Here is a 21,181-nt window from a genome sequence, read left to right on the forward strand (position 1 = left end):
AAAACCAAGCCTATTTTTTCATTACAGGCGAATGCCGCCGTCAATCTCAACGACACGTCCCGTAAAGAAATCGTTTTCAATGATATATTTTGCTGTGTGGGCAATTTCTTGCGCTTCGCCAAGACGTCCTACAGGCTTCATTTTCACTAGCCGCTCTTTGGCTTCAGGCTTCATTGCATCGGTCATTTTTGTACGGATCACACCTGGTGCAATTGCGCCCACGCGAATACCAAAACGACCTAATTCTTTAGCCCAACTGGTAGTCATCGCAACGACACCAGACTTTGCCGCTGAATAATTGGTTTGTCCGATATTACCAGCGCGCGCAACGCTAGACATATTAATGATCACGCCACCGTTACCCGCTTCTACCATTTTGACAGCAGCTTCGCGGCCGCACAGGAAAACACCTGTAAGATTGACATCAATAACGGATTGAAATTGCGAAAGCGACATTTTATCGATGACTTGCCCGTCTTTTGCTTTGAGCAGCAAACCATCACGCAAAATCCCCGCATTATTAATTAATACCGAAATATCGCCGAAGTCATTTACGATGGCATTAAACACACTTTCCACGTCTGATTCTTGACTAACATTAGCGACATACGTGTTAACTTGTGTGCCGAATTGAGCAAGTTCGTGCTTCGCTTCTGCTAAAACGTCTTCTTGCATATCAATCAGGGCGAGTTTTGCCCCATGCTTTGCCATTTCAGTCGCCATGGCAAGACCTAAGCCTTGCGCACCACCAGTGATCACGACTGTTTTATTATTAATATCCATAGTGTCCTATTTCTCTGAATAAAGCTTAAAAATCGCACTAAAGTCTTCACTGCCTTTGCCTTGATTTTGCATCAAGTTATACAGATTCTTCGCCAGCGCCCCCATGGGCGTCGCAGAATTCGTTTGCTGCGCAGATTGCATCGCAAGGCCAAGATCTTTAGCCATTAAATCAACCATAAAGCCCGGCTTATAACCGTTCGAAGAAGGCACATTTTCTAGTACATCAGGACATGGGTTGTATAGCTCTAGCGTCCAGTTACGACCAGAGCTGTTTAGCATAATTTCGCTCAATACTTTAGGATCTAAGCCATGATCTACACCCATTTGCAGCGCTTCACTTGTGCCCGCCATAAGTATTGATAACAGCATATTGTTACATATCTTAGCGACTTGTCCGGCACCAATATCTCCAGCATGGAAGATATTCTTACCCATATTGGTCAGTACCACATGCGCACGTTCAAAGTCTGCTTTATTACCGCCGACAATAAAAGTTAAGGTACCGGCCGCTGCACCTGCCACACCGCCAGACACGGGCGCATCGACAAATGAAATACCCGATTCTGCCAACTTGTTGCCAACAAACTGAGCAGATTCAGCATCAATGGTCGAGCAATCAATTACTTGTGTATTTTTACTAAGGTAATTAATTAATCCGTCATCGCCAGTATACACTGCTCGAACATGTTTGCCTGCAGGCAGCATACTGATAACATAATCGGCTTCGCGACATACATCGCTCACAACCGTCGCTTTCGTCGCGCCACTTGCTTCAAGCGTCGCAACGGCCTCAGGGTTCAAATCGAATACACATACTTGGTGGCCAGCCTTTAATAGGTTAATGGCCATTGGACCACCCATATTACCTAAGCCGATAAATCCTACTTGTGCCATTTAAGTCACTCCTTATAAGTCACGCAATGGGTAATCGTTTTCATCCCAGCGGGGTGCAAAAAAGCGTTCTATCGCATCGTCTGTAACCTCGTCGACAGATTTAAATCGCCAATTGGGCTTGCCATCTTTATCGATAAGCAGCGCACGAACACCTTCTTGAAACTCACCAAACTCGCCAGCCGTTACCGACATTCCTAATTCCTGCTTAAAACAGTCTCTTAGTGTTTTGCCTGCACTTCTAGTGAGCTGCGCTTTAACCAATGCTGCACTTAATGGAGAACCATGCTTTAATGCAGCCTGTGCCTTGCTTAGCCATTTGTTGTCAGTGCTATCCAACGCCAAAATGAATTCAACCTGCTCTGATAACTCACGTTTCTCATCAAGCGCTTCGAACACTTTGATAAGCGGTTTAATTTCGCTTTTTGGCGGCGCATGAGACGCTTCATCTAGTGACAACAGCAACTGAGTAAGCTTTTCATGATTTAATACATTGGTTTTGCCCCAGTTTACTTCAACTAGGTTTTGTAACAGTAAGCTCAGCTTTTCTGAGTCCATAAAATGGTCGGCAAGCCCAACCAGCTTGGCATCCGCAGCGTTAATGTTTGCAGCAGTGAGACCCAAGAATAGTCCAACGCCCTTTGGCATCTTATTGAGGAAATAGCTCCCACCCACATCAGGGTATAAACCAATGGTGATTTCCGGCATCGCGATGCGCGACGTTTCGGTCATCACTTTATGGCTTGCGCCAGCCGTTAAGCCCAATCCACCACCCATGATGATGCCATTACCCCATAGTAGGATTGGCTTATCATAGTTATGGATTTGATAATCTAACCGGTACTCTTCACTGAAAAAGGTTTCGATTAATGCGTTACTCGTATCAGACGACATTTCGCGATATAAACTCACGACATCGCCGCCGGCACAAAACGCCTTCTCTCCAGCACCTTTTAGCATAACCATTGCTATTTGTGGGTCGTTTGCCCAAGCGTCTAGTTGTGGCGCGAGCAAACGGATCATATCGAGGTTTAAGGCATTTAACGCTTTTGGTACATTTAATGTCGCCAGCGCTATTTTCATCCCGTTATGGCACGTTGCCTGTTCGAATATAACCGGCGCCTCTTCGTGATTTATTAGCTCAAATTCAATCATTAGCCATTTACCCAATTCGCTTTACGCTTCTCTAAAAACGCGTTTACGCCTTCTTTTTGATCTTGCGTATCGAATAGTGTTACGAAAAGTTCGCGTTCAAGTGGCAATGCGCTATTGATAGTGCCAGTGCGGCCTTTTTGAATGAGAGCCTTACAAGCCGTGACCGCAACTGGACTTTGATCTTCTACTTTCTTAGCAAGTTCGAGCGCAGCTTCCAGTGCTTTACCCTGCTCGACCACTTCTTCAACTAAGCCAATTTGCTGTGCTTTATCAGCTTTTAAGCGCTCACCGCATAAAATCATACGTTTTGCCCAGCCTTCACCCACAAGCCAAGACAAGTTTTGTGTGCCGCCAGCACAAGGTAACAACCCTACTTTCGCCTCAGGGAGTGCCATTTGTGCTTGAACTTCGGCAATGCGGATATCGCATGCTAGTGCTACTTCTAAACCGCCCCCCATTGCAAAACCATTGATAGCAGCAATAGATACGCCTCTAAAGTCGCTGAGTGTTTCAAGCGCTTCACCAAATACTCGAGACATATCCGCAGCGACTCCTTTGTCACCGTCGGCAAATACGTTTAGATCCGCACCGGCTGAAAAGAACTTTTCACCTTCGCCAGTGATCACTAACGAATAGATTTCTTTATCTGCATTCAATTCGATTACTAGATTTTTAAGTGCAGTTAATGTGTCTTTTGTCCACGTATTCGCGGGTGGATTTGACATAGTAACAACGGCAGTATGGCCTTGTTTTTCGAGTTTTAATTGTGCAGTCATGATACTCTCCTTATAGGACGCTTGCCGCGCCTTCAGCTAAGATCCGACGTGCAATAATTACACGCATGATTTCGTTTGTACCTTCAAGGATCTGATGAACACGTACGTCACGTAAATGACGTTCAAGTGGATATTCTTTTATATACCCGTAACCACCATGAATTTGCAGTGCATCATCACACACCTTAGTACCTACATCAGTGGCAAAACGCTTCGCCATTGCGCAATAAGTGGTCTTTTCTGGGTCATTGCTATCCAGTTTAAATGCCGCAAGTCGAACCATTTGGCGCGCAGCCACAAGTTCTGTATTCATATCTGCAATTTTAAATTGCAGTGCTTGGAACGCCGCTAACGGTTTACCAAACTGAGAACGCTCTTGCATATACTGCTTGGCGGTATTGAGCGCCTGCTGGGCTGTACCAATCGAGCAAGTTGCAATGTTAATACGACCACCATCAAGGCCTTGCATCGCAAATTTGAAGCCTTCGCCTTCTTGGCCTAGTAGGTTGGCAGCTGGGATCCGGACATTTTCAAGCGTGATAAGGCGCGTAGGTTGAGCGTTCCAACCCATTTTTTCTTCTGCTTTGCCATAAATAACGCCATCAGCATCGGCAGGTACAACAAAGGCCGAAATACCTTTTGGACCAGCCTCACCGGTTCTTGCCATTACCACCAATACGTCTGTTTCACCTGCACCTGAGATAAACATCTTAGAGCCAGACAAAACGTACTCGTCACCTTCTTTTATTGCTTTTGTTTTTAGCGATGCGGCATCAGAACCAGAACCAGGCTCTGTTAGACAGTAAGAAGCCAATAGCTCACCTGTTACTAACTGATCCATATATTTTGCTTTGGTTTCTTCCGTTGCAAAGCTCGCTATCATCCACGTTGCCATGTTATGGATAGTCAACATGGCGGTTGTTGCTGTACAACCCATAGAAAGTTGCTCAAAAATAATACTTGAGTCAAGGCGAGATAAACCCAGACCACCTGCCTCTTCTGGCGTATATAGACCGCAAAAACCAAGCTCACCTGCTTTTTGAATTACGTCTTTTGGAAAAATGTGCTCTTGATCCCATTTTGCAGCATGTGGAGCAAGCTCGCTCATTGCAAATTGGTGCGCCATATCGGCAAATGCTTGTTGATCTTCGTTTAGGTTAAAGTCCACGCTAGACCTCTCTTGCTGTTCTGACACCCTGAATATGCGTCGGTAATTCTTATCGTTTTGGTAAAAAATAGCGTGCACCCCCTGCAGAGCACGCTATGCAATATGAGTTATCTAAGGTTGATACTCATATTTGGACCACTGACAGCCTCATCGTCAAACCAACGTGAGGTAATCGTTTTAGTTTCTGTATAGAAACGCACGCCTTGCTTACCGTAGGTGTGTTGGTCACCGTAGAATGAATTCTTCCAACCGGTAAATGAGAAGAACGGCAATGGCACAGGAATAGGAATATTAATGCCGACCTGACCCACTTCGATTTCACGCTGGAACTTACGTGCTGCGCCACCGCTTGCAGTGAATAATGAGGTGCCGTTGCCGTATGGGTTGTTATTAATAAGCGTAATTGCTTCATCTAAACTATCGACAAATACACAACAAAGGACTGGGCCAAAGATTTCTTCTTTGTAGATATCCATTTCAGTTGTGACGTTTGAAAACAGGGTTGGACCTACCCAGTTACCATTTTCATAACCCTCAACTGTAAAATCAGAACCGTCTAGCAAACACGTTGCGCCTTGCTGCTTACCACTGTCGATCAGCGACAGAATGCGCGCTTTAGCCTGCGGCGTCGTTTGCGGACCATAAGCGGCTTCAGGGTCATCCCAAACGCCAGGACGAACCTTCGCCATTGCGTCTTTTAGTTCCTCTACCCACTGTTGTGATTGCCCAACAAACACAGCAACTGAGATCCCCATACAACGCTGACCACCCGCACCGACCGAAGAGCCAACCAGGTTATTGATCACTTGTTCTTTTTTCGCATCTGGCATGATAACCATGTGGTTTTTCGCACCAACACACGCTTGAACGCGTTTGAGATTTTGCGTACCTTTGCTGTAAATGTACTGACCGACACCACAAGAACCCACGAAAGAAATCGCGCGAATTTCCGGCGCTTCAAGGATTTGGTCAACCTGATCCTTACTACCGTGTACTACCTGTAGTACGCCTTTTGGTGCACCGGCTTCTTCAAACAATTCAACCAAGCGCATTGGCGTTAGTGGATCTTGCTCTGATGGCTTAAGTACAAAGGTGTTGCCGCATACAATTGCCATTGGGAACATCCACAGCGGGATCATTGCTGGGAAGTTAAATGGCGTAATACCCGCACAAACGCCTAGCGGTTGGGTATATGAATAGGTGTCGATATTTCGGGCAACGTTTTCTACCGTCTCGCCCATCATCATTGAAGGGGCATTACATGCTTGCTCAACCACTTCAATACCACGCCATACATCACCTTTCGCATCTTCAAAAGTTTTGCCTAGTTCATGGCAAATGATGGTTGCGATTTCTTCTTGATGCTCTTTAAGAAGCGCTGCATAACGCATCATAATTCGCGCACGCTCAGTTACCGGAACATTACGCCACGTTTTAAATGCTTCTTGAGCTGAATGAATTGCAGCTTGTACTTCTTCGTTAGTAGCACAAGGTACTTTTGCTAATACTTCTTGATTAGCCGGATTAACAACGTCTAACCATTTGTCAGACTGAGACTGTGAAAATTCACCGTTGATGTATAAAGGTACTTGGTGCATGAAGCACTCCTCCCCATAAAACGAGTTTATGCGCTGCGTGAATGATTAGAATTATGGAAAACGCAGCGCCCCTTGAACGAAATAAATTGCAGTAACTTACACTTCTACCGCGAGCGCTACAGCTTCACCACCACCGATACATAGTGACGCTACGCCTTTTGATAAGCCGCGGTTTTTTAGTGCATGGATAAGTGTAACTAAGATGCGTGCACCGCTTGCACCGATTGGGTGACCTAATGCACAAGCACCACCGTTGACGTTGACTTTGTTGCTATCTAACTGCATTTCGTTGATAGCCAACATAGTCACCATGGCAAACGCTTCGTTGATTTCCCAAAGGTCAACGTCTGCTGTCGACCAACCTGCTTTTTCAAGCAGCTTATTCATCGCACCGACTGGTGCCACGGTAAATTCAGCGGGAGCTTGTGAATGAGTTGCATGGGCAACAATCTTACAAAGAGGTGTCAAACCGTGCTTTTTCGCTTCTGATTCACTCATTAAAATCAGCGCTGCTGCACCGTCAGAAATAGACGAGGAGTTGGCAGCAGTGATAGTGCCGTCTTTTTTAAATGCTGGACGAAGTGATGGAATTTTGTCTGGACGCGCGTTACCTGGTTGCTCGTCAGTATTAACCTCAACATCCCCCTTACGCGTACTCATCACATGAGGGGCAATTTCATTGCCAAAGCTGCCATTTTCGATTGCGGCGTTTGCTTTACTTAGTGAGCCAAGTGCAAATTCATCCATGTGCTCGCGGGTAATGCCATATTCATCAGCGGTAGCTTGTGCGAAACAACCCATCGCTTTATTGTCATAAGCATCTTCTAAGCCATCAGCCATCATATGGTCTTTGATTTCGCCATGACCCATGCGCATTCCGCCACGGGCTTTTGGAATAAAGTAAGGTGAGTTAGTCATGCTTTCCATGCCGCCAGCGATAGCAGAATTAATGCTACCTGAGCGGATGAGATCATGCGCGAACATCGCCGCTTTTAGACCCGAGCCGCACACCTTGTTAATTGTCGTCGCTCCCGTCGAGCGTGCGAGGCCCGCATGTAGCATCGCTTGACGCGCTGGCGCTTGACCAAGGCCTGCTGGTAAGACACAGCCCATGATAACTTCGTCTATACTCGCGTCACTAAGACCTGTTTCATTCATTACTGCTTTAATTGCAGTCGCACCTAAGTCTGTCGCGGTTGCGTCAGATAGGCTTCCCATAAAGCCACCCATTGGTGTACGCTTAGCAGCGACGATGACAACAGCTTCGTTACTCATTGCAAAACTCCTGTTTACAAGCCAATCTCGGGCTTGTTAAAAATTAACTCTGTATTCGAGCATACATAATATTTACGTTTACGCCAACGTAAATCTAAAATCAAGCCAAACGAGATCAGTGAAAGTGTAAAGCTAACTTGCACAAATTTGTTTCCAAGGCTTATTTTCTCTGGCTGTAATGAAGATTTGATGACAATTCGAACGGACAGATTATTCCTTTTATAAGACTAAAGAAGGATCTGCTATTCTTACTTTACCTTTACGTAAACTTCACTTATATTGGTCTAATCAGTGACGTTGTAAGTGTAAATAAAAATGCAAGAAATTAATGAACCTACCTATTCAATCAGCGAGTTAGCTAAAGAATTTGATATTACTACTCGCAGTATTCGTTTTTACGAAGACCAAGGACTCCTTTCTCCTAGGCGCCAAGGACAAACGCGTATTTACTCAAAACGTGACAAAGTTCGATTAAAACTGATCCTTCGCGGAAAACGTCTTGGTTTTACACTTGCTGAAACTGGCCGACTATTTGAGCTTTACGACGCCGACAAATCGAGCGAAAAGCAACTTAAAACCATGTTGCAACTCATTGAAGAGAAAAAAGCCGACTTAAGCCAACAGATGGACGACATTAAAGTTGTCTTAATGGAACTGGTGACGGCTGAGCGCCGTTGTCGCGACACCCTACACGAGCTCGAAAAATAAACTCTCACAACAGGATGAATACCGATGAGCACAGTATCTTTATATAAAGAATTAAACTTTGGACTAGGCGAAACAGCAGACATGATCCGTGATCATGTGAATAGCTTTGCGACCAGTGAAATTGCCCCACTTGCTGAAAAAACAGATCAAGAAAATGCATTTCCAAACGAAATGTGGCCAAAGTTTGGCGAAATGGGCCTACTTGGGATCACCGTCGCTGAAGAATTTGGCGGCTCAAACATGGGTTATCTTGAACACGTTATCGCAATGGAAGAGATAAGCCGTGCGAGTGCATCAATTGGCTTAAGCTACGGCGCACACTCAAACCTATGTGTAAACCAAATTAACCGTAACGGTAACCAAGCCCAAAAAGAAAAGTATCTACCAAAACTTATCAGCGGTGAACACATCGGTGCACTAGCAATGAGTGAGCCCAATGCTGGCTCTGACGTGGTTTCAATGAAACTGCGTGCTGAAAAGCAAGGTGACAAGTTCATCCTAAACGGTAATAAAATGTGGATCACCAATGGTCCAGATGCCGAAGTTTTTGTGATTTACGCAAAAACGGATACCAATGCAGGCCCTCGCGGGATCACAGCCTTTATCGTCGAAAAAAGCTTCCCTGGTTTTTCAACGGCACAAAAGTTAGACAAACTTGGAATGCGTGGTTCAAACACCTGTGAGCTGGTATTCGAAAACTGCGAAGTACCTGCAGAAAACATCCTTGGCGAATACAACGAAGGCGTTAAGGTACTCATGAGTGGCCTAGACTACGAGCGTGTGGTATTGGCAGGCGGTCCGCTTGGTATTATGCAGGCTTGTATGGATGTGGTAGTACCTTATATTCACGAGCGTAAACAATTTAACCAATCCATCGGTGAATTCCAGCTGGTGCAGGGCAAAGTTGCTGACATGTACACGCAAATGAACGCCGCACGTTCATACGTTTATACCGTGGCAAAAGCCTGTGACCGTGGTGAAACCACTCGTAAAGATGCTGCTGGAGCGATTTTGTATGCCGCAGAACTTGCAACCAAACTTGCACTTGATGCCATTCAGCTACTAGGCGGAAACGGTTATATCAATGAATATCCTACAGGCCGACTACTTCGCGATGCCAAGCTTTATGAAATTGGCGCTGGTACGTCTGAGATCCGCCGTATGCTTATCGGACGTGAGCTATTCAACGAAAGTCGCTAGGAGTGCTACATGACGGTACTAAATTCTGCGGTTAATCCGCATGATCCCCAGTTTAAGGCAAACAGCGATGCAATGGCATCGCTGGTTGCTGATCTTAAAGATAAAGCCGCTACACTGAGCCAAGGCGGTGGTGAAGCGCTTATTGCCCGTCACCAAAGTCGCGGTAAATTATTTGTCCGTGACCGAATTGAAACCTTGCTTGACGAGGGCTCGCCGTTTTTAGAAATTGGCCAATTCGCCGCGTTTGGCGTTTACGAGCAAGATATTCCTTGTGCTGGTGTGGTCGCCGGGATCGGACGCGTCAAAGGCGTTGAATGCATGATTGTGGCAAATGATGCGACGGTAAAAGGGGGAACCTATTTCCCTATTACTGTAAAAAAACACCTACGAGCGCAAGAAATCGCTGAGCGCTGCCATCTTCCTTGTATTTATTTAGTGGATTCTGGCGGTGCGAACTTGCCAGAGCAAGATGAAGTATTCCCAGATAAATTGCATTTTGGTCGGATTTTCTACAATCAAGCCCGTATGTCTGCAAAGGGGATCCCGCAAATCGCAGTGGTCATGGGGTTATGCACCGCTGGCGGCGCGTATGTACCAGCGATGGCTGATGAAAGTATTATCGTCAAAGAACAAGGCACCATTTTCTTGGCAGGGCCACCACTTGTTAAAGCGGCCACGGGTGAAGAAGTGAGTGCAGAAGACTTAGGCGGCGCAGATGTTCACTGTAAAGTCTCAGGTGTAGCCGATCACTATGCAGAAAATGACGAGCATGCGCTTTCTATCGCAAGACAGTGCGTGTCACGCCTTAACCATCAGCGCCCTACTCGCCCGTTCCTGCAAGATGCCAAACCACCACGTTATGACATCAGTGAGGTGTATGGCATTGTTGGTACGGATCTGAAAAAACCATTTGATGTACGCGAAGTCATTGCCCGTATCGTGGACGATTCTCAGTTTGATGAATTTAAACGCTACTTCGGCGAAACACTCGTGACTGGTTTTGCTGAGATTTATGGTCACCCTGTAGGGATCGTAGCAAACAACGGTATTCTCTTTTCTGAATCCGCGCAAAAAGGCGCACACTTTATTCAACTCTGTGCACAACGCAACATTCCGCTGCTGTTTTTGCAGAACATTACTGGATTTATGGTTGGTCAAAAATACGAAGCGGAAGGTATTGCTAAGCACGGTGCGAAAATGGTAACTGCCGTTTCCTGTGCTGATGTGCCTAAGTTTACTGTATTGATTGGTGGCTCATATGGTGCTGGTAACTATGGCATGTGTGGTAGAGCCTACGAGCCAACCATGATGTGGATGTGGCCAAACGCACGGATCTCCGTAATGGGTGGTGAACAAGCTGCGGGCGTATTAACGCAGGTTAAACAAGATGGTTTAGCGCGTAAAGGCCTTAGCATGAGCGATGCCGAAGTGAGCGAATTTAAAAAGCCAATTATCGAGCAATACGAGAAGCAAGGACACCCATACTATGCCAGCGCAAGGCTTTGGGACGATGGCGTTATCGACCCTGCGGATACGCGCACAGTACTTGGTCTTGCTTTAGAAGCTGCGAGCAATGCGCCGCAAAAAGAGTCTAAATTTGGCGTCTTCAGAATGTAAGGAGCACTTATGCCTGTCACTTTAAATATAACAAAAAGCAAAGTGGCGATTTTAGAGCTAAGTCGCCCAGAAAAACATAATGCCTTCAATGCGGAGGTGATTGCCGAACTCATTAAGAATATCGAATATGCCAGCGGCCTCGATGTCAGAGCGCTGGTATTAAAAACCGAAGGTAAACACTTTTCAGCGGGGGCTGATCTGGCGTGGATGAAATCCATGGCAGACAACGACTATGACGAAAACGTCGCTGATTCTTTAGAACTTGCTAAATTAATGCAAGTGCTGGCCACTTGCCCTCACCCAACGCTGTGTTTGGTGCAAGGTGCTGCTTTTGGCGGTGCGCTTGGGTTAATCGCCTGTTGTGATATCGCCATTGCAGAGCACAACTCTAAATTTTGTTTAAGTGAAGTCAAGCTTGGTCTTATTCCGGCTGTGATTAGTCCTTATGTCATTAAAGCCATTGGGGAGCGCCAAGCGCGACGCTATTTTTTAACAGCCGAAGTCTTCGATGGTGAAAAGGCGCTAGAAATGGGTTTAATTCACGAATTGAGCAATGATTTAGCAAAAAGCGAAGCGGATTTTCTCGATACCTTACTTAACAATGGCCCTGCTGCTGTGAAAAGCGCCAAAGCACTGATCAGCGAAGTTGCTGGTAAAGAAATAAATGAAGCGTTGATCGCCCATACCGCAAAGCGTATCGCTGAAATTAGAGTAAGTGACGAAGGCCAAGAAGGTCTTAGCGCCTTTTTCGATAAACGAGCACCACGCTGGCAAACCGCCGCAAGCGAATAGGAGTCAACATGCTAACTAAAATTCTAGTCGCGAACCGTGGTGAAATTGCCTGCCGCGTGATGCGCACCGCAAAGAAATTGGGCCTAACCACAGTGGCAGTTTATTCTGATGCAGATGCCAATGCGATGCATGTGAAAACAGCTGACGAAGCCTATCATATCGGTCCGGCACCAAGTAAAGAGTCTTATTTGGTTGCGGACCGAATTCTTGAAGTCGCCAAAGCGGCGGGCGTCGATTGCATCCACCCAGGTTATGGTTTTTTGTCTGAAAATGAAGTATTCGCCAAAGCATGTGAAGCGGCAAACATTGCGTTTATTGGTCCGCTGGCAAGCTCTATTGAAGCGATGGGTTCTAAGACCCGTGCCAAGGAAATCATGCATGACGCTAATGTGCCCTTAGTCCCGGGGTATTATGGCGACAAACAAGAAGATGATTTCTTGCAAGCAGAAGCAGAAAAAATCGGCTTTCCGGTACTTATCAAAGCCGCTTACGGCGGTGGTGGTAAAGGGATGCGCGTGGTACGAGAAAGCAGCGAGTTTTTGTCGGCACTACATGGTGCTAAACGTGAAGCTGCAGCGAGTTTTGGCAATGACTTAGTACTGCTTGAGCGTTTTGTTGATAAGCCTCGTCACGTTGAAGTACAAGTTTTTGCCGATAGTCACGGTAACTGTGTTTACCTAGGTGATAGAGACTGTTCACTACAGCGTCGTCACCAAAAGGTGATTGAAGAAGCGCCCGCGCCAGGTTTGAGTGATGCTATGCGCAAAGCTATGGGTGAAGCGGCAGTACGCTGTGCGCAAGCGATTAACTATCGCGGCGTAGGTACCGTGGAATTCTTATTATGTGGCGATGAGTTCTTCTTTATGGAGATGAATACTCGCCTGCAAGTAGAGCACCCAGTGACAGAAATGGTAACTGATCTCGATTTAGTCGAGTGGCAACTGATGGTTGCTGCGGGTGAACAGCTACCGCTGACCCAGGAGCAGGTTTCGTTATCTGGTCATAGCTTTGAAGCGCGTATTTACGCAGAAGACCCTGAAGAAAACTTCATGCCGTTTTCAGGTGTACTTTCACACCTTAGCTTTCCAGAAGCCAAAGATGGCGTAAGAATTGACACTGGCGTGCAGCAAGGCGATGAGATCAGCCCATTTTACGACCCTATGATTGCAAAGCTTATTGTTCATGGCAAAAATCGTGAACAAGCGTTACTAAAGCTAAAATCGAGTTTAGAGCAAGTACATCTGTGTGGTTTAAAATCCAACATTGCATTTTTGCATCACTTAGCAGGCCACCCTACTTTCACAGCTGGTGCGCCTGATACCCACTTTATCGACACGCAAACTGACGCATTAACTCAATCGAATACGCCGCTGGATAAAATGGTGTTATTAGCAAGTGCGGCCTATCTTAGCCACCAACAACCATGTAAAAACACGGTGTGGGGAAACTTAGGCTTTAGGCTTAACCAAACCGCGAAAGTGGATTTACCATTTGCAGGTCATACCGCCTGTGCCTATCAATCTCAGGGGGGTTGGAAGGTCTCGTTTAACGAGCAAATCCACCAAGTTGAATGTGAATTAAATGGACACCAGTTGACAGTGGTGATTGATGGTGCACGGGTACATGCCAGTGCCATTGTGACCGAAGCCGCGATCACCATTATGTATGGCCCGTATCAGCATACCGTTGAACTCAAGTCAAAGCATTACATTAGCGATCATGAGCACGAAGCCGCACCGCTGGCAGCGCCATTGAACGGCACCGTGGTTAAACATTTGTTAGCCGTCGGTACCCAAGTTAATAAAGGCGATGCCGTGGTGATAATCGAAGCCATGAAGATGGAATATACGCTCAATGCACCATTTGATGGCACGCTCACTTCATACTGCTTTGCAGAAGGCGAGCTGGTCAGTCATGGCGATATGCTGGCGATTGTTGAGGAGCAAGACTAATGTCTCAGTATCCGGCTAACGTCAAAATTGTAGAAGTCGGCGCACGTGACGGCTTACAAAATGAGGTCAGTGTTGCCACAGAAGCTAAAATCGCGCTGGTTAACGCATTAAAAGACGCTGGCCTCAAGCACATAGAAGCAGGCGCGTTTGTGTCGCCCAAATGGGTGCCACAAATGGCCGATTCTGCAGCGGTGATCCAAGGCTTTGAGCGTAGTGAAGGCGTTGAAATAAGCGCCCTAACGCCAAACCTTAAAGGCGCAGAGCTTGCTCTAGAAAATCAGGTCGACGAATTTGCCATTTTTACTGCCGCCAGTGAGGCATTTACGCAAAAAAACATCAACTGCACGATTGAACAAAGTATTGAACGCTTTCGTCCCGTTGTTGAACTTGCACAAAAAAACAACATAAAAGTAAGAGGTTATGTTAGCTGCGTGGTTGGTTGCCCATATCAAGGTGAAGTACAACCAGAGCAAGTTTTAGCGGTATGTAAACAATTGTTGTCACTTGGTTGTTATGAAATCAGCCTAGGCGACACCATAGGTGTTGGTACGCCTAAAAAAGTCCAGCAGCTGCTCACCTTGTTACTGCAACATATCCCTGCTGACAAGCTTGCAGTGCATTTCCATGATACCTACGGACAAGCATTAACTAATATTCACACGGCCCTGCAAATGGGGATCGCAACTGTTGATAGCGCCGTTGCAGGTCTCGGTGGTTGCCCTTACGCCAAAGGCGCGTCAGGAAATGTTGCCACTGAGGATGTAGTTTACTTGCTGCAAGGACTTGGCATTGAGTGTGGAATTGATTTAGAAAGGCTAGCAAAAGCAGGATGGACAATTTGTGATGCGCTAGGCAAGACACCAAGCAGTAAAGTGTCGTTAGCACTCAAACAAACTTGTCAATCTTAAAACAATAACATTATTAGGAGTGGGCTTATGGCCGGTTTCGATAAAGTCGTATCAAGCTACAGCGAAGCGATGGCGGGTCTTAAAGACGGCGATACCATCATCGCAGGTGGCTTTGGTTTGTGTGGTATTCCAGAAGGCTTAATTGCAGAAATTAAGCGCCTGCAAACAAAAGAACTTACCGTGGTTTCAAACAACTGTGGGGTCGACGACTTTGGTTTAGGTATTTTGCTTAAAGATCGTCAAATTAAGAAGATCATCGCCTCTTATGTTGGTGAAAATGCGCTGTTTGAACAGCAACTTCTCGATGGCATTATTGACGTTGAATTAACACCACAAGGTACGCTTGCAGAGAAGATGCGCGCTGGTGGCGCTGGGATCCCAGCTTTTTACACGGCAACAGGGTACGGTACTCCCATTGCTGAAGGTAAAGAAGTAAAAGAATTTGATGGCCGACCATATATTTTGGAAGAATCAATTACCGGTGAGTTTGCTATTGTTAAGGCTTGGAAAGCAGATCGCTATGGCAACTTGGTGTTCCGCCACACAGCAATGAACTTTAACCCAATGGCAGCGACAGCCGGAAAAATCACCGTCGCGGAAGTTGAAGAAATCGTGGAACCGGGTGAACTTGAGCCGAGCCAAATCCACACCCCAGGTATTTATGTCAATCGCGTGATCAAAGGTGACTTTGAAAAACGTATTGAACGTGTCACAACGCGCAAATAGGAGGCAATCATGGGTTTAAATCGTGAACAAATTGCGATGCGCGTGGCGCAAGAGCTTGAAGACGGTTACTACGTTAACTTAGGCATAGGTATTCCAACCTTAGTGGCTAACTACGTACCACAAGGCATTGAAGTGATGCTGCAATCGGAAAATGGCTTGTTGGGTATGGGTCCCTACCCAACTGAAGACCAAGTTGATGCCGATATGATCAACGCGGGTAAAGAAACCGTGACAGCAGCGACAGGTGCAGCAATTTTTAATAGTGCGGAAAGCTTTGCCATGATCCGTGGTGGTCATGTAGACTTGACGGTACTAGGTGCTTTTGAAGTTGATCAACAAGGCAATATCGCGTCTTGGATGATCCCGAAAAAATTAATCAAAGGCATGGGTGGTGCAATGGACTTAGTTGCTGGTGCACGCAACATCATAGTGACCATGACCCATGCTAGCAAACACGGCGATTCTAAATTGCTTGAATCATGCACATTGCCACTGACCGGCGTAAATTGTGTAAAGAAAATCGTAACAGATTTAGCTGTGTTAGAAGTAAAAGACGGCGCATTCCATTTGCTAGAACGCGCACCGGGTGTTAGTGTTGATGAAATAATCAGCAAAACTGCAGGCAAGCTTATCGTCGACGGTGAGATCCCTGAAATGCAGTTCGAGGCGTCGTAAGACACACCCTAACTTACAAATGTACCGACCTCATTCCCAGTGCCAAAGGCGCTGAGTTACCCAAAACCCCTCGCAAGAGGGGTTTTTTTTCACATGCCATCAAAGGAAAACTCTTTACTTTACATCACTCTTTATGTCTAGTTGATGAATGTGATGATTTTTAAATAAAAAATTCAGTAGCCATTTACTTTTCAATCTCACCCCCTAAACTAGTAAAGATAGTTTTGGTTGGCATTGAATATTCACCTGCCAGTACAACTTAAAACTAAAAAGTTGCTGCTTTGAAGCATCGACTGAATATCAAGTTGACACAATATATTGATACCATAGCTTAGTAGCATAACGGTTCGGTTGGTTTATCTTAATTACAAGTATTGAGGCAGTATACTGTCGCTGTAACTAACATAAACCCATCATATATTTAGATAGTCATTCGGCTGATGTGATTGAAACGCACAAATCGAATGAATACGCTAAATAATCTAAACTAGACTGAGTAATTTTTGTGGCTTATGGCTAGCATATTGTATGGCTGATAAAGTCATTCTAAGCCGCTAATGATTAGCATTAATAGCCAGATTACATTTTGCTTTGTTGCATAGTTAGTTTATGTCGAATTGTTATCAACCATTGTCTAGCGATTAATTCAGTATATCAGCTTGGTGTCGTATCACGATGAGAACAACAAGAGGATATCATGGGCAATCACCACGATAAGTACAGCATCGATAATACAGACTACACCGTTGGACAAGACAATGTTCAAAAGTGGGGGTTTGACGTACATAACCCTGTATTTGGTGTAAGTGCTGGATTAATACTGGCGTTTTTAGTCGCCGTATTATTAGTTGACGCAAATACAGCTAAAACCACTTTAGACGGCATAAAGTGGGATATCATAGGTAACTTTGATGCCCTATTTATGTGGTCTGGTAATTTCTTTGTCCTATTTTGTTTGGTGCTCGTTTTATCGCCTTACGGTAAAATTCGTTTAGGTGGTGAAAACGCCAAACCAAGCTATACTCGGGCGTCATGGCTGGCGATGCTATTTGCAGCAGGTATGGGTATTGGTCTGATGTTTTGGGGTGTAGCGGAGCCTGTCGCCTACTACACTGGCTGGTACAAAACACCGTTAAATGTTGCTGCAAACACACCTGAAGCGGCTGAACTTGCAATGGGCGCGACTATGTACCATTGGGGTTTGCATCCTTGGGCTATTTACGCCGTTGTCGCGCTCTCTTTAGCATTCTTTGCCTACAATAAAGGCTTACCGCTGTCGATCCGCTCAATCTTTTATCCTATTTTAGGAGACAGAGCTTGGGGTTGGCCGGGCCATATCATCGATATTCTCGCCGTTCTTGCTACCTTGTTTGGCCTTGCGACATCACTCGGTCTGGGCGCACAGCAAGCTGGTGCTGGGATCCAACATGTATTTGGCATAGAAGCAGGTCTCGGTCTAGAAATTGCCGTGATTGTGGGCGTTACTGCCCTTGCGATTATTTCGGTTGTTCGCGGTATTGATGGCGGTGTAAAGATACTTAGTAACGTTAATATGTTAATTGCATTTGTGTTATTAGTATTCGTTGGTATTGCAGGTTTTGCGATTGCCATGGGTAATATTCCGACGACTTTAATGGCCTATGTTGAAAACATCATTCCACTGAGTAACCCGCATGGTCGTGAAGATGAAGCATGGTTCCAAGGTTGGACCGTATTTTACTGGGCATGGTGGATTTCTTGGTCACCGTTTGTCGGTATGTTTATCGCACGCGTTTCTGAGGGTCGCACCATACGCGAGTTTATTACCGCAGTATTATTAATCCCGACATTGGTAACCGTGATCTGGATGTCAATCTATGGTGGCCTTGCTATCGATCAAGTAAAAAATGGCATTGGCGCTCTAGGTACTGATGGCTTGACTGAAGTGCCACTGGCGATGTTCCAAATGTTTGAAAACCTACCGATGAGCAATTTACTCTCGTTCACGGCGATCATACTTGTACTGGTTTTCTTCATCACCTCGTCGGATTCTGGTTCTTTGGTTATCGATAGTATTACCGCAGGTGGTAAAATAGATGCCCCAGTACCACAACGTATATTCTGGGCGAGTATTGAAGGTGCAATTGCGGCAGCACTACTGTGGATCGGCGGTAAAGAAGCAATTGAAGCACTGCAAGCTGGTGCTATTTCAACAGGTTTACCGTTTACTTTTGTACTACTACTGATGTGTGTAAGTTTGATCCTCGGGCTTAGAACTGAGCCTAAAAGCTAACGGTCGTTAATCTCATTACAGGCGGAGCTTGCTGTATGCTCCGCCTTTTTGCTATTTGGGTTTAGCTCCACCAGCGTTTCACCATGTCTGATGGGTCTAAACAATATTGAGCCTGAGCTTGGAATAGCTCCGCCGTTGCTAACGCATCGGACAAGGCATGATGTGGCTGATAATAGGGAAGCCCATAGCGCTTTCTGCAGTCAGCTAAACGTACCGAAGGAATAGGTTTACGTTTGAGCTTATCAAGCCAACTTCTGGCGTTGTTTATCGCTGACTTTTCAATTTCCATCGTATCAATCACTGGAAACTCAATACCCTCCCCCAATCTCGCTTTTAGCGCAGAATTGAAAAATGACTTTTCGACAAACTGATAGTGCACCACAATGACTTTACCATGTAGTGAAGCAAACACTTCCTCAAGAATATCCTGCAGATCTGGCGCGCTTTCAACTTGTGAGTGTGTGATTCGGTGCAGTACCACAGACTCTTCAGCCAGCGGACTGGTTGGCTTCACTAACCAATGCTTCGCTTGAGCCAAACGGATCCGTCGTAAATTAAATGGCACGACGCCAACGCTCACAATGTCATCGGTGTTTGGGTCGAGCCCTGTAGTTTCAAAATCAAGGGCAACAAACTCGCACTGGCTCAATTGCTGGTACGGATCTACCACGCCTTGCTGATAAAATGCTTGAATTCTCGGGTCTTTCGACGTTTCTACCAAATGCTGAAAGCGATTTGGCCATGACATAATCTCGCCTTGCATATTACACCGCTACTTCATCATGGATTTGTTTTGGTAGCGAAACTTTAAAAAGCTCTGTGCTTTGTCTAACACGCCAAAAGCTTCTTTAAGGTTACGCTGTTCAAAATCAGAGAGTGTTTCTGGTGGCAAGCTGTTATCAGGCTTTTCGCCCTGCTCAATTTGCCATGCTTGATGACGAATACGCATGATGGCGATGTATTCAAGCGCGGCTTGCAGATCTAACACTTTGCCCTTTGGCAGTATATTTGCCTCATCAATATCTTCTAATCGTTCAAAGGAGTTTTGTTTTTTAGAGCCAACACCAAGGGCATGTACTCGAACCAAATCTGAAAGCGGTGCTGTGCCACGGCGCTTAATGTTCATCGAACGCCTGTGCTCACCGTCTTGCTCAAGGACAAAACCATTAAAAAAGCCCAAAGGCGGTGTTCTTCTTAGCGCATTATGTGCCATCGCAGCCAAAAATTTAGGGGTGCTTTTGGCCTTTTTACTGATAAAAGCAGTGAGTTTCTCAGCCCATTTTGTTTCACCCCATACGCCTTCCAGATCAAAGAAAATCGAACTATTAAGTAAAGCCTCAGGACTGGGGTTTTCTATCCAGTCTTCAAATTGTGCTAACCATTGACTGTAAGTTAGACGCCAAGCTGGGTTGCTTGCCATGATCCCACCATCGCAATATTTATAGCCGCAATTGGCTAGACCATCACACACAAACTTCGCCAACTTTTCGAAGTAAGCGCCATGCTCAGCGGGTTGATAACTGTCATCCAAGATCAGTGCATTATCCTGATCGGTCACAATTAATTGTTCGTCCCGAGCCATTGAACCAAGGGCAATAAAGCAGTATGGGATTGGTGGCGGACCTAATTTTTCTTCCGCGAGTTCGAGTAACTTGTGTTTAAACGTTTTGCCTATAATCGACATCGCAGAACCAATCATGTGTGAATTGGCGTCTTCATTCACCATCCGAGTAAAAATTGCAGGAAGCTGCTTGGCGTAACTACTCAAGTCTTCAACACTTTGCTGGTCCATTAGCCCTCTAACAAACAACAGGCTACTTTGAGACTCGTAGCGCAAAATATCGGATAGCGCGACCACTCCTATCGGTTTACGCTTATGAACAACGGGCAAATGATGCACATTGTCTCTTAGCATCAGCATCATAGCTTCGAAGACGTAGGCATTGGAGTCAACAATAATAAGGTCAGTCGACATAATCTCAGAGACAGGTGTTTGATAATTCAGCCCCTCAGCGACTACTTTTGTGCGAAGATCTCTGTCACTGATAAGGCCAACCACCTGACCATCATCTTCATCTGGATCTTCGACAACTGGTTTCTCGGGGTCATAGATAAGTAGTGATGATACATGCTCTTTTGCCATCACTTGAGCTGCCTGCTGTACCGTGGCGTTGCGTTCAACGTATACCACATCGCGTAGCAATAGTTTACGCACTTTGGCCGTGGTCAAATCGTTGCTGTCAGCTTGCTCAGAAACTGTGATTTTTAGTCTAGCATTATCGTCTGCTTCAAAATAATCAGCAAACGCTTCATAAACGTCGCAATACTCATCAAAAATGCCTACAGGAATACAGTACACCAGCGTATCTTCAAGGCTTTGAGCGCCAAAACGAACTTTGCGATTCATCAATAAACCACGCTGGCCAAAGATCCCACCTGTGGAAATACGATTGTATAACTCACCTGAGCGCCGATAGAGCTCGACAGCACCAGATCGGATCACATACAGGTAAGTGATCTGCTCTCCATATTCCAAAATGCCGCTGCCCGCTCGGTAGTAACCTACTTCGACTTGACTTGCGAGTTTATGTAGTGCCTCTTGAGGCAAATCCGAAAACGGCGGGTAAGCTACTAAAAAATTGGCAATTTCCTGATGTTCAACTTCCATGGTTTGCCTTGATATAA

Annotated in this window: 18 protein-coding genes; 9 read left to right on the forward strand and 9 right to left on the reverse strand. The window is 45.6% G+C overall.

From position 1 onward, the window contains the following. Window positions 1-21: 21 nt before the first annotated feature. From EXT47_RS09475 to EXT47_RS09505, 7 genes are all read right to left on the reverse strand, one after another. Complete coding sequence (locus EXT47_RS09475) at window positions 22-783, reverse strand: SDR family oxidoreductase (RefSeq protein WP_039497666.1); 762 nt, start codon at window positions 781-783, stop codon at window positions 22-24. 6 nt (window positions 784-789) lie between these two features. After that, window positions 790-1,677 carry a 3-hydroxyisobutyrate dehydrogenase gene (gene mmsB / locus EXT47_RS09480; RefSeq protein WP_010604932.1) on the reverse strand — a complete coding sequence of 296 codons (888 nt, stop codon included), beginning with the start codon at window positions 1,675-1,677 and terminating at the stop codon, window positions 790-792. A 12-nt stretch (window positions 1,678-1,689) separates the two neighbouring features. Beyond that, window positions 1,690-2,829 (reverse strand): enoyl-CoA hydratase/isomerase family protein, encoded by a 1,140-nt coding sequence (locus EXT47_RS09485; protein WP_130126472.1) that lies wholly within the window; start codon window positions 2,827-2,829, stop codon window positions 1,690-1,692. Next, on the reverse strand, window positions 2,829-3,605 hold the full coding sequence (locus tag EXT47_RS09490; protein WP_130126474.1) for an enoyl-CoA hydratase: 777 nt from the start codon (window positions 3,603-3,605) through the stop codon (window positions 2,829-2,831). The genes EXT47_RS09485 and EXT47_RS09490 overlap by 1 nt, the downstream gene beginning before the upstream one ends. Before the next feature lie 10 nt (window positions 3,606-3,615). Next, window positions 3,616-4,773, reverse strand: a complete 1,158-nt coding sequence (locus tag EXT47_RS09495) for an acyl-CoA dehydrogenase family protein (protein ID WP_010604935.1) — start codon at window positions 4,771-4,773, stop codon at window positions 3,616-3,618. Window positions 4,774-4,880: 107 nt separating this feature from the next. Further along, complete coding sequence (locus EXT47_RS09500) at window positions 4,881-6,371, reverse strand: CoA-acylating methylmalonate-semialdehyde dehydrogenase (RefSeq protein ID WP_010378628.1); 1,491 nt, start codon at window positions 6,369-6,371, stop codon at window positions 4,881-4,883. Between the two features lie 96 nt (window positions 6,372-6,467). Beyond that, window positions 6,468-7,646 carry an acetyl-CoA C-acyltransferase gene (locus tag EXT47_RS09505; protein ID WP_010378626.1) on the reverse strand — a complete coding sequence of 393 codons (1,179 nt, stop codon included), beginning with the start codon at window positions 7,644-7,646 and terminating at the stop codon, window positions 6,468-6,470. A gap of 315 nt (window positions 7,647-7,961) precedes the next feature. Between EXT47_RS09505 and EXT47_RS09510 the strand changes: the two genes are divergently transcribed. The 9 genes from EXT47_RS09510 to EXT47_RS09550 all read left to right on the forward strand — a co-directional run bounded on the left by EXT47_RS09510 (window position 7,962) and on the right by EXT47_RS09550 (window position 18,496). Further along, window positions 7,962-8,354: a MerR family DNA-binding transcriptional regulator gene (locus tag EXT47_RS09510; protein ID WP_010378624.1), complete on the forward strand. Its 393-nt coding sequence runs from the start codon at window positions 7,962-7,964 to the stop codon at window positions 8,352-8,354. Between the two features lie 24 nt (window positions 8,355-8,378). Then, window positions 8,379-9,554, forward strand: coding sequence for an isovaleryl-CoA dehydrogenase (locus EXT47_RS09515; protein WP_039497659.1), 1,176 nt, complete (start codon window positions 8,379-8,381; stop codon window positions 9,552-9,554). A 9-nt stretch (window positions 9,555-9,563) separates the two neighbouring features. Further along, entirely contained in the window at window positions 9,564-11,171 is a 1,608-nt protein-coding gene (locus EXT47_RS09520; RefSeq protein ID WP_039497658.1) for a carboxyl transferase domain-containing protein, read from the forward strand. A 9-nt stretch (window positions 11,172-11,180) separates the two neighbouring features. Beyond that, entirely contained in the window at window positions 11,181-11,963 is a 783-nt protein-coding gene (locus tag EXT47_RS09525; RefSeq protein WP_039497656.1) for an enoyl-CoA hydratase-related protein, read from the forward strand. A gap of 8 nt (window positions 11,964-11,971) precedes the next feature. After that, window positions 11,972-13,915, forward strand: coding sequence for an acetyl/propionyl/methylcrotonyl-CoA carboxylase subunit alpha (locus EXT47_RS09530; protein ID WP_130126476.1), 1,944 nt, complete (start codon window positions 11,972-11,974; stop codon window positions 13,913-13,915). Continuing rightward, window positions 13,915-14,823, forward strand: a complete 909-nt coding sequence (locus tag EXT47_RS09535; RefSeq protein ID WP_130126478.1) for a hydroxymethylglutaryl-CoA lyase — start codon at window positions 13,915-13,917, stop codon at window positions 14,821-14,823. The genes EXT47_RS09530 and EXT47_RS09535 overlap by 1 nt, the downstream gene beginning before the upstream one ends. A 27-nt stretch (window positions 14,824-14,850) precedes the next feature. Next, complete coding sequence (locus EXT47_RS09540; RefSeq protein ID WP_045988113.1) at window positions 14,851-15,549, forward strand: CoA transferase subunit A; 699 nt, start codon at window positions 14,851-14,853, stop codon at window positions 15,547-15,549. A 9-nt stretch (window positions 15,550-15,558) separates the two neighbouring features. Then, window positions 15,559-16,224: a CoA transferase subunit B gene (locus tag EXT47_RS09545; protein ID WP_010604942.1), complete on the forward strand. Its 666-nt coding sequence runs from the start codon at window positions 15,559-15,561 to the stop codon at window positions 16,222-16,224. Window positions 16,225-16,921: 697 nt separating this feature from the next. Then, entirely contained in the window at window positions 16,922-18,496 is a 1,575-nt protein-coding gene (locus EXT47_RS09550) for a BCCT family transporter (protein ID WP_130126480.1), read from the forward strand. A gap of 61 nt (window positions 18,497-18,557) precedes the next feature. On the opposite strand, the gene EXT47_RS09555 is transcribed toward EXT47_RS09550, so the two are convergent. Both EXT47_RS09555 and EXT47_RS09560 read right to left on the reverse strand, forming a co-directional pair. Further along, window positions 18,558-19,259 carry a 3'-5' exonuclease gene (locus EXT47_RS09555; protein ID WP_039497646.1) on the reverse strand — a complete coding sequence of 234 codons (702 nt, stop codon included), beginning with the start codon at window positions 19,257-19,259 and terminating at the stop codon, window positions 18,558-18,560. A gap of 9 nt (window positions 19,260-19,268) precedes the next feature. Beyond that, window positions 19,269-21,164, reverse strand: a complete 1,896-nt coding sequence (locus tag EXT47_RS09560) for a DUF294 nucleotidyltransferase-like domain-containing protein (RefSeq protein ID WP_130126482.1) — start codon at window positions 21,162-21,164, stop codon at window positions 19,269-19,271. Window positions 21,165-21,181 lie beyond the last annotated feature (17 nt).

This window comes from Pseudoalteromonas sp. CO342X, assembly GCF_004208915.1.
GTDB lineage: Bacteria > Pseudomonadota > Gammaproteobacteria > Enterobacterales > Alteromonadaceae > Pseudoalteromonas > Pseudoalteromonas maricaloris.